This window comes from Oceanobacillus sp. FSL W7-1304 (genome assembly GCF_037969805.1).
In the GTDB taxonomy this organism is placed as follows: Bacteria; Bacillota; Bacilli; order Bacillales; family Amphibacillaceae; genus Oceanobacillus; species Oceanobacillus profundus.
In genome coordinates, this window is sequence record NZ_CP150211.1 from 2776828 (window position 1) to 2790800 (window position 13973).

The 13973-nt window shown below is 34.0% G+C and carries 9 protein-coding genes; 8 read left to right on the forward strand and 1 reads right to left on the reverse strand.

The features are described from left to right. Positions 1-74: 74 nt before the first annotated feature. Positions 75-1241, forward strand: coding sequence for a TraB/GumN family protein (locus NYE61_RS14105; protein ID WP_303447127.1), 1167 nt, complete (start codon positions 75-77; stop codon positions 1239-1241). Positions 1242-1297: 56 nt separating this feature from the next. Here the strand turns inward: NYE61_RS14105 and NYE61_RS14110 are convergent, their stop codons facing one another. Continuing rightward, on the reverse strand, positions 1298-1450 hold the full coding sequence (locus NYE61_RS14110) for an aspartyl-phosphate phosphatase Spo0E family protein (protein ID WP_095314193.1): 153 nt from the start codon (positions 1448-1450) through the stop codon (positions 1298-1300). A gap of 235 nt (positions 1451-1685) precedes the next feature. On the opposite strand from NYE61_RS14110, the gene rlmH reads away from it, so the two are divergent. The 7 genes from rlmH (at position 1686) to NYE61_RS14145 (ending at position 13860) form a co-directional block, all read left to right on the forward strand. Then, complete coding sequence (gene rlmH / locus NYE61_RS14115; protein WP_303447126.1) at positions 1686-2165, forward strand: 23S rRNA (pseudouridine(1915)-N(3))-methyltransferase RlmH; 480 nt, start codon at positions 1686-1688, stop codon at positions 2163-2165. 53 nt (positions 2166-2218) lie between these two features. Continuing rightward, a complete protein-coding gene (locus tag NYE61_RS14120) occupies positions 2219-7993 on the forward strand; it encodes an NACHT domain-containing protein (protein ID WP_303447125.1) in 5775 nt (1924 codons plus the stop codon). A 305-nt stretch (positions 7994-8298) separates the two neighbouring features. After that, a complete protein-coding gene (locus NYE61_RS14125; protein WP_303447124.1) occupies positions 8299-9426 on the forward strand; it encodes a DUF418 domain-containing protein in 1128 nt (375 codons plus the stop codon). Between the two features lie 15 nt (positions 9427-9441). Beyond that, the gene (locus tag NYE61_RS14130) at positions 9442-10566 is read left to right on the forward strand and encodes a sensor histidine kinase (RefSeq protein WP_303447123.1); all 1125 of its coding nucleotides are present in this window, start codon (positions 9442-9444) and stop codon (positions 10564-10566) included. Continuing rightward, positions 10563-11174 carry a response regulator transcription factor gene (locus NYE61_RS14135; RefSeq protein ID WP_303447122.1) on the forward strand — a complete coding sequence of 204 codons (612 nt, stop codon included), beginning with the start codon at positions 10563-10565 and terminating at the stop codon, positions 11172-11174. Before NYE61_RS14130 ends, NYE61_RS14135 begins: the two co-directional genes overlap by 4 nt. A gap of 321 nt (positions 11175-11495) precedes the next feature. Beyond that, positions 11496-12596 (forward strand): type I restriction endonuclease, encoded by a 1101-nt coding sequence (locus tag NYE61_RS14140; protein WP_118889336.1) that lies wholly within the window; start codon positions 11496-11498, stop codon positions 12594-12596. A gap of 397 nt (positions 12597-12993) precedes the next feature. Next, positions 12994-13860, forward strand: coding sequence for a fructosamine kinase family protein (locus NYE61_RS14145; RefSeq protein WP_303447121.1), 867 nt, complete (start codon positions 12994-12996; stop codon positions 13858-13860). Positions 13861-13973 lie beyond the last annotated feature (113 nt).

The following is a 13973-nucleotide window of genomic DNA, read 5'->3' on the forward strand; positions in this document are numbered from 1 at the left end:
CTAGTTTATGATTAGTATATATTTGTATTAGAATGGAAGCATGGATAGTACCCGCAGTGAAGGAAGGTTTATACATGACCGAAGAAAATATAACCCGATTACATATAAATAATAAAGAATACATCCTAATTGGAACGGCACATGTATCGAAGCAAAGTGCTGAACAAGTGAAGGAAGTAATTGAAGCAGAAAAACCAGATGCTGTTTGTATCGAACTGGACGAGCAGCGCTATCAGTCAATAACAGAGGGAAACAAGTGGAAGGATACGGATATTTTTCAAGTGATAAAAGATAAAAAGGCGACCCTATTATTAATGAACTTAGCGATTTCATCCTTTCAAAAGCGGATGGCAAAGCAGTTTGGCATTAACCCTGGACAGGAAATGATTCAAGGAATTGAATCCGCAAAAGAAACAGGCGCTGAATTAGTCCTAGCAGATCGCGACATTCAAATTACCTTTGCCCGTGTCTGGGGAAATATCGGAATGAAAGGGAAGGCATTGCTGTTAACGCAAGTCGTCGGCAGTATTTTTAGCAATGAAAAAATTTCCGAGGAAGATCTGGAGAAGATGAAGCAGCAGGATACAATCAATGCGATGCTTCAAGAGTTCACAGATCACTTTCCAAAATTAAAAAAGCCACTCATTGATGAACGGGATCAATACTTATCCCAAAAAATTAAAAATGCCCCTGGAGAAAAAGTTGTAGCAGTGCTTGGAGCTGCTCATGTTCCTGGGATTACGAAGGAAATCGAGAAAGAGCATGATTTGAAGAAGTTAAGTGAGCGTCCACCAAAATCCAAGACACCAAAAATTATTGGCTGGGCTATTCCAATCTTCGTACTCGCGCTCATCGCATATACCTTTCTCACGAATCCAACTGCCGGTTTGCAGCAGGCAATTAGCTGGTTCCTGTGGAATGGATCGCTATCAGCAATTGGAACGATTGTCGCATTGGGGCACCCATTAGCCGTGCTGACGGCATTTATTGCAGCACCCTTTACGTCATTGAACCCACTCCTTGCAGCTGGTTGGTTTGCAGGCTTCGTTCAAGCGTATATAAAGCGGCCAAATGTAGCTGATTTTGAACGATTATCGGACGATGTCCATAGTGTAAAAGGATTCTGGAATAACAAAGTAACGCGGATATTACTTGTTGTTGTATTCGCAAATCTGGGAAGCTCACTCGGAACGCTTTTAGGTGGAGCCGACGTAATCCGGGTATTTATCGAAAATTTATAATCCATATAGAAAAAACACTTTCAAATGCGGAAGTGTTTTTTCATGTATGTCCATTTTCATTTTTCGAGCTTGTCCAGTTCGTTAAGTAACGCATCTAGTTCCTGTGAAATTTCAATGACCTTGTTATCATTTAAATTATCTTTAGAAGCATGATACATTTTAACTCTCAACTGCTCAATCCGTAATTCTAGTTGCTTTCGGTTTTCCAAATAAGAACACCCGCTTTCTTTTAGTAGGTATATTTCCCGAGAAAACCTTGTTGAAACCTTATCTAGAAAGGACTTCCACCTTTAGGAAAATATGTGAAAGGTAGCTCTTATCCTTCTCATGTCAATTCAGAATCATTTGTCATATGACTGTATATAGGTAAATTCTACTATAAATAGGATAATTAATAAACCTTTGATATACTTGAAAAAAATAGAACGAAAAGGAATGTGCTTTATGAAGATATCGATTGTTTCTGTCGGAAAGTTAAAAGAAAAATATTTAAAGCAAGGAATACAGGAGTATTTGAAACGATTAGGTGCGTATGCAAAGGTAGATGTCATCGAAGTTGCTGATGAAAAAGCCCCGGAAAACATGAGCGAAGCGGAAATGTTAGAGGTCAAACGAAAAGAAGGCGAACGGATCCTTTCACAAATTTCCCCAGACACGTATGTCATTACGCTAGAAATCAACGGAAAAATGCTAAGCTCCGAGCAGCTAGCTGCGAAAATGGATGAGCTCGCGACATATGGAAAAAGCAAAATTGTGTTTGTTATTGGTGGATCACTAGGGATCAGTAATGATGTGCAAAAGCGAAGTGACTTAGCATTGTCGTTTTCAAAGATGACGTTTCCTCATCAGTTGATGCGGTTGATCTTGTTAGAGCAGGTTTATCGGGGGTTTAGGATTAATCGGGGGGAACCGTATCATAAGTAAGTGCGGTTCTGCTATATAGGGAGAAATGTAGAAATTTGATGGAGGGTGGAGTTGTGAGTTTATTAGATGCGCATAAAGGATATGAATATCAAGATTTATTTACGGCATATCATATTATAAATATGTTATTAACTGATGATAGTGCCATCTTCAAGATTGATCAAAAGGAATCAGAAAATGATAAGTTTGATGATCTGACAATTATTACAAGTGATTCAATAATGAAGAGACAGATTAAGTATAGTGATAGTAAAATATTTGAGAAAGCAGATTTGTCTTCTGAAAAATATGATTTAGCCCTAGATACATTATTTAAATCATGGCAAGAGTTGCCTAAAGACAAGAATATTGATATTAGGATTTGTTTGGCATGGGAACTACTTGAGGATTCTCAAGACCTTGATTTTTTGGTAAAGCAAGAAATAACTAATTTTTATCAAAGTAATGATGTTAAGGTGCTAAAAATTGATCTTGAGAATATATGGCCTTCAGATGGAATTCCTATTTCGTCATGGCGGCGATTAAGAGGGAAATCCACGGAGATTAATAGATGTGAATTTGAGAACTTTATTAATGATTTAACTATTGAAGTGAATCTTCCGAAATCAAGTACAGATTTTGCTAATCCCGGCGACTTAGAGAATTTAGTTATAAAGAGCCTAAGGCTCTTTGGTGTTGGGAAATTTCCAAATGACAAAAAATCAGTAGTTGATGTCGCCATGCATTTAATTTATATCATTAAAGGACTGCGTGCGAGAGGTGAAGTCATTGAACTAACTAAAGTGATTTTTGACCTCGGTCTGATGAAAAGTTACGGAAACATTGAGCAGAGTTTTAAGATTGATAGAGGTATTAATGTACTGAATTCAACAAAATATCATGAATTCAAGGAGTTTGTATTTATAAACAATAAAGTAGGTCTACTTGGAGAACCCGGATCAGGAAAGTCTTGGTTCATTCAAAACTTTATAGACTTTCTCGATGAACAAGACATTAAAGTTGTTCAGCATTATTGTTATACAGGAATAGATGACTTATATGAAAAAGAAAGAATAACTATAAATATCTTTTTAGCGAATTTAATTAATGACATTATTGAGTCATTTCCATACCTAGAGTCATATAAGTCTTCCAAATATGGTGTGGATTTTGATGAATTACAGGTTTTAATTAATCATATACAAGAAGAAGTAGTATTAATTGTCGATGGATTAGATCACATTGGTAGAATATATAGTTTTCATAAAGAAACAATGAAACAAATTGACACTGAAATTGTGGAAGTAATCTCACGTTTGGTGTTTCCTGACAACGTAAAAGTTGTTTTAGCATCTCAGCCAGTTACTGAGGTTATTAACTTATGCGATCATGACTTTAAGGAATTTTCAGTAAAGCCTTGGGACATTGGTGAAGTAAAAGAGTTTATTACTAATAATGGACTAACAGATGTTGAACTGGATTATCACTGCATGTTATCGGATTTATTGATTGAAAAAAGTTCAGGGAATCCACTGTATTTAACGTATTTGGTGAACGAATTATCTAAATACAGTCATGTTATGATAACAAGAGAATTGATTGAGGGATTCCCAACTTATAATAACAATTTGGAAAATTACTATTCATTCTTAATGACAAAACTCTCTGAAAGTCAAAGGGTGCCACAAATCTTGGCTGGTTCTCCATTTCCATTAACAGAATCTGAACTTAAAGAGATTACTTATTTAGGTGCATATGTCTCTGAAAGTTTAGAGGTTATTAGAAGTATATTATCTTACAATAGTTGTTCTGGTGGCTACATAATTTATCATGAGAGTTTTAGGAGATATGTTCTTGAATTACTAGAAAAAAATGAAGTTAGTGTAGATAAAGCCATTTATTCATACCTTATAGACTGGTTGAAAAATAGAGGCTTCTATGAAGATAGAAAGTCGTATCTTAATTTACTTGTACTTCTCTTTGAGTCGAAACGATATGATGAAATTCTAGAATACTGCAATAAGGAATTTGTTGTTGACAGCGTTTTTTATGGTAATAACATTAATTCGCTAAAAAGCAATTTTGAGATTTTAATGAAGGCTTCTTGTAAGGTTAAAGATTATGGTGCCGTAATCATATGTACTGAATTGAGCAATATGATTTACAGTCTAGAATATTCATTTGATGAAAATTCGCAGTATTATTATCTTGGATTAGGTCTTATTAATGGATTCGAAAAACTTAAAAACATTTTAGTCTACGAAGGACGAAACGCACTAAGTTGCACTGAAGGATTAAAAGTCTGTTATCTCTGCTCTGAAAACAACGTCATTCCTGAATGGGACGAGTATATCAAGTTACTCATAGAATCAAAGAAATCTAAACAAGTAGAACGAAAGAGTCATGATGAGCGATTAGAAGAGTATAAATACTTTATTTGTGCATGTTTAGATACTGGCCGAAACATGCTTGATAATATTGAAAAAGTTGCAGTTGAAGGCGCATATGATCACAGAGAGGTAATAATAACTGAATATTCAAGAAGGGGACTAGTTGAAGAATTAAAAGAACTGGTAAATCAACTTCAAGAACAAGAACATTGGATAAAGAGTATAGATGTATTTTTTGGTGAATATGTAATTGATGAACAATATCTTGATACTGCATTTGAAAAATTATTACACTCAGATTCATACTCTGATGACACTTTAATTGCGCTAGATTACTATTTTAGTAACATTGAATGGATTATTACAAACCATTCAGATAAATTAAATGAGTTTGTTAAATCTATTGAAAATAGAAACTGGTATTATAATTGGCTCATATATGTGTATGAAGTGAGTAAAGTAATTGTTGAAGCAAGGGAAACTGAGTCGATTGATGATTCTAGACTAATAGAAGCATATTCATGGTTGACCAAGGATATGGAATGCTTCAAGGGCAAGCCTCGTACTTGTGATTTGTACAAGTATGAGACAATTATATTTGAGTCAATAGTATCCCCGCTTGAATTTGTTTCAAATGAATCTACATGGCGTACAATACTTGGTTTGATTGCTGAGATGTCAAGTGAAACTATGACTACGCTAAGTGGTTCTACTGGTGGTCCATTACCAACGTACAAACTCTTCGACTTGTTCTTAGAAATAGCAAATGATACAAACTGTGCAGTTTTAACGGAAATATTTGAAGACAAAATAGGCGATGAGGATAAACGTAGATTTTATTCTTATTTGGCTGATTATAGTTTGAAACACGCGATTATCCTTGCAAAGAGTGGACGGTTAGACAGAGCAAAAGTTGAATTCCGAAGAGGTGTAGAGTATCTATTGTCTTATTCATTTAGAAAAGATCGTACACTAAGTCGGCTGATTGATAGTGTTGAAAGCATTTATAAAATTGATGAGGAAACTGGCATTCAGAATATCTTGAGACTTAAGCCACTGGCTGATGCTGTTGTATATCATACTGATGGTAGAAGTACAAATACTTATCAAAAAGAGTGGTTCGAAGTTTTGGCTAGAACTGACAGAGACATTGCTCTAACACATCTGAGTTATGAACTATTGGACTCCCGAAACTATTGGATTTTGGAAGAAAGTTTAGATAGCCTTTTAGAAATTATGAATAGTGAAGTAGACCCACTGATAGAAAATGCTCTTTTCAGGACGAGACCTAATCATGTGAGTTCTAGTACTATACGTAGTTACTTAAACAACATACGAGTTCTAATTACCAATTCTCAAATAGAATTGGCTAGACTCTCCATGAGAGAATTACTGAATAGATATCCAAATGGAATCTATAAAGATGATTATGAGGAAATAAAAGGACTATGTGAGGACTTGAACGTAGAATTTAATTGTGAAATTAAATTAGATCGTAGTTCAAGTAGAAATTATGATAGAGATGGAGCAAACAAAATTAGTTATGATAAACATGTGAGGCATTCAAGTTTTGATGTAATGTCCTTTGAGGAAATACTTGAGTATATTGTGAACTTTGGAATAAAGGAAAGTGAAATTCAAGGACTTTATATATACTTGCAGTCAATTCATGAGTTGAACAATGACTCAAAAATGTTTATTAGTAACCTAATAAAGCACACATATGACAGAAGGAGCGATGATAAAAATAGAGAAAGAATACTTAGAGTTGTTGATGCTTTATCTTTAGATTCAGGAGTTATGGCTTTTATTTATGTATCGATGTTTCTGAATCACAAAGATGGGTGGTATCATAGGTTGACTGAAACAGCGTATTATATAAAAGCAGTAGAATATAATAGAGAAGTTGCTGAGGAGCATTTTTTTGAGTATTTCTATAATAACCTTTATTCGGTTGACTATAATCTGGCAGTAGGAGATGAAATAATAAATGCCTTAACAGCAATTGGATATGATGGTGAATTGATAATCCGGTATTGGGAGTCGTTGTTTGAGATAATTAATTTTAGACTTTCAGGACAATATGATTATAACTCTGAGGAAATAGTTGAAAAGTCCAAAGAACTCTCTTCTATAGAAAAAGCAATGTTTCTATTACTTACTCGTCTAAAGTATGGCGAAGCAAATCGTTATAGGTGGATTATTTCTTCATTGGACAAAATGTTAGAGCAGCCAGAATATCGTATATGTTTCATAAAACCTTTCAAGCGTTATATTGAAAAGATGGATCTGTTTATTGACTACTCACTAATTGTTTTATTGTGGCTTATTAGAAGGTGGTTTACTAAAGAAGAGTTGCATGAAAACAATTTAGTAAATGACATACTAAGTATTTACCCCACTGATAATGGTACTGTAGACTACTTGATTAGGAACATCACTGGTCTGAAAAGTGAAAGAAATTATGAAGAGTATGTTCACTCATATGATGGTGGAGATGACAATATTAATTATTTCATAGGAATATTAATTGAGTCGGATAATAGATTTGCTTTGCTAAAGGATAGAGGCGTTGATATTGGTAATATTGCTAAGAATTATTTTCTTGAAATAACCGATAAGGAGACACGAGAAAACCTTCAAGATATTATATACAACAGGTCATATAGCGTTCTTGTACCAAATGTTTATTTTTACGATATATTCATGAAACATATGAGTCGTGAAGTAGAAGCGTTTATCAATGGATTCGTAGGACACCCATTCTTTAGTATGATTGAAGAAGAAATGAATGAAATATTGATTGATGATATAGAGTATATAATTGCCAATTGCAATTCAATTATTCCTCGTCCATCGGATATTGCTATGCCTGAAGAAATTAATGATTCGATAAATGATGTATATTCCCAAGAGTGGATTTCATTAGCGTACTATGAACGTTGGTATAGTAAAAGAGAAAGGCATAAGAATAATTATGGAGAGAATACAGATTCAACAATCATCATTTCTGGTGTAGGATTCACAGATGAAGAGGATGTTGTTCCTTTACTGAAACTCAAAGAAGAATACAGGCTGTATGACGAAAACCATGCATTTGGTCAAATTGATGATCTGAAAAGAGTTCCACTATTAATTGCTTCCGACCTTAAGATTCATGAGGATATTTATTTAACATTTAGACCATATGATTATCTAAGTATTAGGGGAGATATTCTGGATGTTCTCGGAATTAAGATTACAGATAATGGTGAAGGGATAGTTGGTATAGATAGAACTGGTGAGGTCATGGTGAAGTATTCTAAGTGGGAAGTTTGTTTTGATGATATTGATACGGGAAGTTATCGAGTCCCTTATATGACTGGCTCAGAAGTTAAAGTTAAAAGAGTTGTGTATGATGAAATATGTAAGCTTTTTAGTAGAGAAGCAAAGCGATTCACTATAAAGTTAGAAACATAAAACTTAGAGATGAATTCGCAAATAAAAACCGCACTTACACCCGTTACGGTGAACCGTATCATAAGTAAAGAGGTTTTGTAAGAATTGTAATAGTCAGTTTGCGTTGATATTAGAAACCTTTTTGAAATGAAGGATTCCATCTGTGTTTTTCACAGAATATAGGGCTTTTCCTAGTATGGGTGATGATTTTATTTTAAGTTATGACACGTGTCATTTGTTTTTTCGTACAGGTGTGAATTTATCCTCGTTCTTTCTTGATTTAGTATTAAAATACAAATATTCATAGAAAGGGAAGATTGAGGATAATGGAAAACAAAGGGCGAATTCGTTTACTTGATATTTTGCGGGGAATTGCTGTATTAGGGACATTGGGAACGAATATATGGATTTTTGCACACTTGGGAGATTTAACTTATATCACAACCATAGATTACTCTGGTTGGTGGCAGGCAGAGGATCTGATTAGGATGATTGTGCTGTTCCTAGTCAACGGAAAACTATTAGGGTTGTTAACCATAATGTTTGGAGTTGGGATGGAGCTGAAGTATCAGCAAGCTATGAGACAAGGAAGAGCTTGGCCTAGAGTTTATGTATGGACCGCCATTTTCTTAATTATAGAAGGGCTCATCCATTATACCTTGGTCATGGAATATGACATTTTAATGAGTTATGGAGTCACGGCAATCTTTGTAATGTTCATTATAATGCGCGGAGAACGTTTTATGAAAAGAATCATGGTGCTGATTGGGAGTATTCATGCTGCTATCATATTGCTTTTGTTTGTAGCGGGCTTGTTTGCGAATATATCGTTAGGCAGTTTTGATGGTGTAGTTGCTCTCTATCATGGAGGAACTTGGATGGAGCAAGTTCAATATCGTTTATTAAATTTTTTACCACTTAGAATGGAAGCCATTTTCATTATACCTATGAACGTCTTTTTATTCTTACTTGGAGTTCTACTCATGCGTTCTGGAGTTTTTTCTCCTGACGAGAATGGAAAGAGACAGCGTAACAAGCTCTTGAAATTAGGTATATTTCTCGGATTGCCTTTAAATATGCTAATTTTTATCCCAGGAGGGGCTTTTGATTTACCAGTCCGGTACTTATTTGCTCCATTACTATCGCTAGGTTATATTTCATTTATTTCGATTATGGTAGAATATTGGAAGTGGGGCTGGCTCTGGCGCGGTTTTGAAAATGTAGGGAAAATGTCTCTAAGCTGTTATTTGATGCAAAATATTTTAAGCTCTATTATCTTTTATGGTTGGGGATTAGCTCTTGGAGGAAAAGTAGGTACCTTAACAATAATAATGCTATGGTTAATTATTTCATTATTACAGATTGTATTTGCATCCATTTGGCTACACATCTATAAGACTGGTCCATTGGAAATGGTACGTCAACATACTGTAAAGGCCCTCATGTCTAAATAACTGAAGGGAGAAGGAATGAAAAATAAAATATATCCTAGAGAACAAATTAGTCAATATTTGATTATCGACATGATAGCCATTGTGTCTTTAACCTTTATTGTTTTGCGTACTGAAACAATTTTTGGAATATGGGGAAATATCACTCTTCTGCTGATTTTTATCTTCTCATTTTATATTGGAATTTGGTACAGGGATTGGCGTTTATTGGCAGCAGTTTTACTGGGACTCTCTATCATAACTTTATTTGGTGTCTTAGCATCTCCTTCTATTTTATTATTTGCTTTTATATTCGCTGACCTGATAGGAAGGTCAAAGTCAAAGTTGCATATTGCTATAGGGATAATGGCTATTGCGATTATGTTTCTCATTGTTCATTGGAAAGTCGGAGGCAATTTAGTCAGACAGGACTACATGATATTGCTCCCTATTTTGATCCTTCAATTAATCTTCCCTATCTTGATTTACATTAAAGAAAAAGCAAAAGGCTTGCAAGGCGAACTAGATGCAGCAAATATACAAATTGAGAAGTATATTCAACAGGAGGAAAGGCAGCGTATAGCAAGGGATCTTCACGATACACTTGGGCAAACTCTAACAATGATAAAATTAAAAAGTGAATTAACTTCTAGATTAATAGACAAAGAATCCATGGAAGCCAAGCAAGAATTGAAAGATATACTAATGATGACAAGAAGAGCTTTAAATCAAGTAAGAGAAGCTGTTTCAGAGATGAAATTCATCTCGTTGGAGAGTGAAATAGAGAATTCCCAAAAGTTAATGGAGACAATAGGCATTGAATTGGAAATAGAAAAAAAGGGCGAACTTCCACTTTTACCAAGTGTCGGCCAGACGATGATAGCCCTTTCAATTCGTGAAGCAATGACGAATATAATTAAACATAGTAAAGCAAGTCAGTGTATATTAAGGTTGGAAGTGATTGAAAATATTTTGTATATAAAAATAATAGATAACGGGATTGGACTAGAAAAGGAAGAGTTTGGGAATGGTATTCAATCGTTGAAAGAGCGGATGGGAGCCGTTCAGGGAACAGCACTGGTGACCAATTCAAGCAGTGGCGGGACCAATGTTACTTTGAGACTTCCGATCTTTCAAACAGAAAGGAGGAATCCTGTTTTATGATACGGGTAGTTATCGCAGAAGATCAGCAAATGTTGCGTGGGGCATTATCCGCATTAATAAAATTTGAAGCTGATATAGAAGTGTTGGCAGAAGTATCCGATGGGCAAGACGCTTGGGAAGTGATTCAGAGTAAACAGCCAGACGTATGTTTATTGGATATAGAAATGCCTTTTATCAATGGACTAGAATTGGCGGAGAAAATAAGAAATCATAAAATACTAAATTCTTGCAGAGTTATTATTGTTACTACTTTTGCACGGCCCGGATATTTACAAAAGGCAATGGATGCAAAAGTAGATGGCTATTTATTAAAAGATGAGCCAATTGATTATCTTATTGAGTCCATTCGTAAAGTCATAAATGGAGAGCGAGTCATTAGTATGGACCTTGCAGCAGCACTCTTTATGAAAGAAGAGAATCCATTAAGTGAACGAGAAACAGAAGTATTGCGTCTTGCAAAAGAAGGTTTATCAACTAACCAAATGAGTACTGCCCTTTTCTTAACAAAAGGTACCGTGCGTAACTATCTATCCTCTGCCATTCAGAAACTTGAAGCAGAATCAAGACAACAAGCCGTAAATACCGCTGTTGATAAAGGTTGGATCTAGAATGAATCACCTCAATTTTCGGTAGATAAATTAATTGATAGTAAAAACCTCATTTAGATATATTACGAAGAAGCTTATCATAAATAAAAGATGTGGAAGTAAGTTTATGATGATACCTATAAATAATAACGGAAAAGTAAACCAAAAAAAGTAATTTTTAACCCAGAATGATTATACTTTTAATCTGTTAATTAAAATTTCATTCCTTAACAATCCTATTATTGAAATAAAAGCCAAAATATATAGAATTTTACAGATTATTATACTGTTATTTGTTATAATTTTTATAGGGAATTTTATCTATAGAAATGGAGGATTAATATGGAAACCTTTATTCAACAGATTAAAACGCTATCAAGTAGAATTGAAAGATTAAAAGATAACATTGAAACAGAGGAAGCAACAAAAACTTCTTTAATAATGCCATTAATACAAGCACTAGGATATGACATTTTTAACCCTCAAGAATTAGTACCAGAGTTCGTAGCAGACGTTGGAATTAAAAAAGGCGAAAAAATTGATTATGCAATAATGGAAAACGGGGCTCCAGTAATTTTAATTGAAGCAAAAAGTGTACATGAGAAATTGCAAAAGCATGATTCACAATTATTTAGGTATTTCGGGACTACTAAAGCTAAATTTGCAATTTTAACAAATGGAATTGAATACAAGTTCTTCACTGATTTAGAAGAAGCTAATAAAATGGATGAAAAGCCTTTTTTCATATTTAATTTAATTGAATTAAGAGAAAATCATTTTCTGGAATTGGCGAAATTTAGAAAGAACTTTTTTAATGTAGAAAATGTATTAACTACTGCATCCGAATTAAAATATACTAATGAAATTAAAAATTTTCTAACTCAACAATGGGATGAACCTAATGAAGAGTTTATAAAATTTGTCTTAAGTGATGTATATCAAGGTGTAAAGACGAAGAAAGTAATCGATAATTTTAGAGATATAGTAAAAAAGTCTCTGAATCAATTTGTTAATGAAAAAGTAAATGATAAGCTTCAAAAGGCCTTAAGTTCTACCGATGGAAATGAGACAGATTTAGCTGAAAAAATAAATGAAGAAGTAGCTTCAACAAATGAAGAAGAATTGATTGATGAACTTGAAAAAGTAGCAGATGAACCAATAATTGTAACTACTGAAGAGGAAATTGAAGGTTATGTTTTAATTAAATTGATGCTTAAAGAAAGTATAGATGCAAGTAGAGTTTACTATCGAGATAACAAAAGCTATTTTAATGTTCTATTAGATGATAATATACGTAAATGGATTTGTAGATTAGGTTTTAATACAAGTAATAAATATATCCAATTAAATGATGAATTAAAAACTACCCATAGATTAGAAAGTGTAAATGATATACTTTTATATAAAGATGAAATTTTAAGGGTTTCTAAACAATTTAACTAATAATAGTTTCTTAGTTATTGGATAGACAGAAAATCCGTGCTACCTATACGGCGCTACCAGATTTAAACTTTGAGTGAAAAGTGACGGCTTAAGTCTCATATTGTTTCCTTCACATATCATTTTATTAATAAAATTTACTAATGATTGTGTACCCTGGTCATTATTTTGCTTCATTTTGCTGTCTATCGATTCTATAGAGGTTACAATTCATCAGATTATTTATAAAAAACCGTATCCATTAAGATACGGTTTTTTATAAGCCTTTGTATATGAAGTTTTATACATATTATAGAGGGAAAACTACGTATGCTATTGGTGAAGTTGATTTCTTAGTATTACTGGACAACAAAGTATAATCGGAATATATGAGTGATTTCTTTAAGCAAGGAGCGATACCATGAAACCTATCATCCAAAAAGGGTTAAAACAAATCCAAGAAGAACAAATTCAAGAAATTCATGCTGTTACTGGCGGGGATATTAATGAAGCATATTATGTTCGAACAAAACACCAAGAATACTTTGTTAAGTTAAATAAAGAAATGGATGTTTCCTTTTTCGAATTTGAAGCAGAAGGACTTTCTGCCATTCGTCAAACAGGAGCGATAAATGTTCCTGCTGTTTATCGTGTGCAGAAGGATAAGGAAACACAAATACCAATGCTATTTATAGAATGGATTGAAGGGAAGAAAGAAAATAATACGGATGAGATCTTAGGTGAGCGTCTAGCAGCATTGCATTTAAGTGAGGGTCCTGGATTTGGATGGGAAGGTAAAAGTTATATCGGGAAGCTAATGCATGACAATCATCTTCACAATAGCTGGCTTACTTATTATCGTGATGCTCGCCTATTGCAGCAAATAAAAATAGGACAATCACAAAAAAGCATATCTGGAGAGCGAAACAAACAACTAATGAGATTACTAGAAAAACTTGATACATGGATTCCGAATAATCCTAAATCTAGTACATTACATGGAGATCTCTGGGGAGGAAACTGGATGACTGGTAAGGGTGGAGTACCCTATTTAATCGACCCATCCATTTTGTTTGGAGACCATGAGTTTGAAATGGCTTTTACAGAGTTATTTGGAGGTTTTTCACAACGTTTTTATGATGCGTACCATTCTGTGTTTCCATTATCACCGGAATATGAAACACGAAAAGAACTTTATCAACTATATTATCTACTAGCTCATTTAAACATGTTTGGTGAATCGTATGGAGGATCAGTCGACCGAATTGTTAGGAAGTATGTTGGATAGAAAGGATTATTTGCATACCATTGTGAATGAGGATGAACAGCTTCTTGAAGTTTCCATCAGCTTAGAAATTATTGTGATTAAATTTGATATGTAGGAATTTAGGGGAAATGATT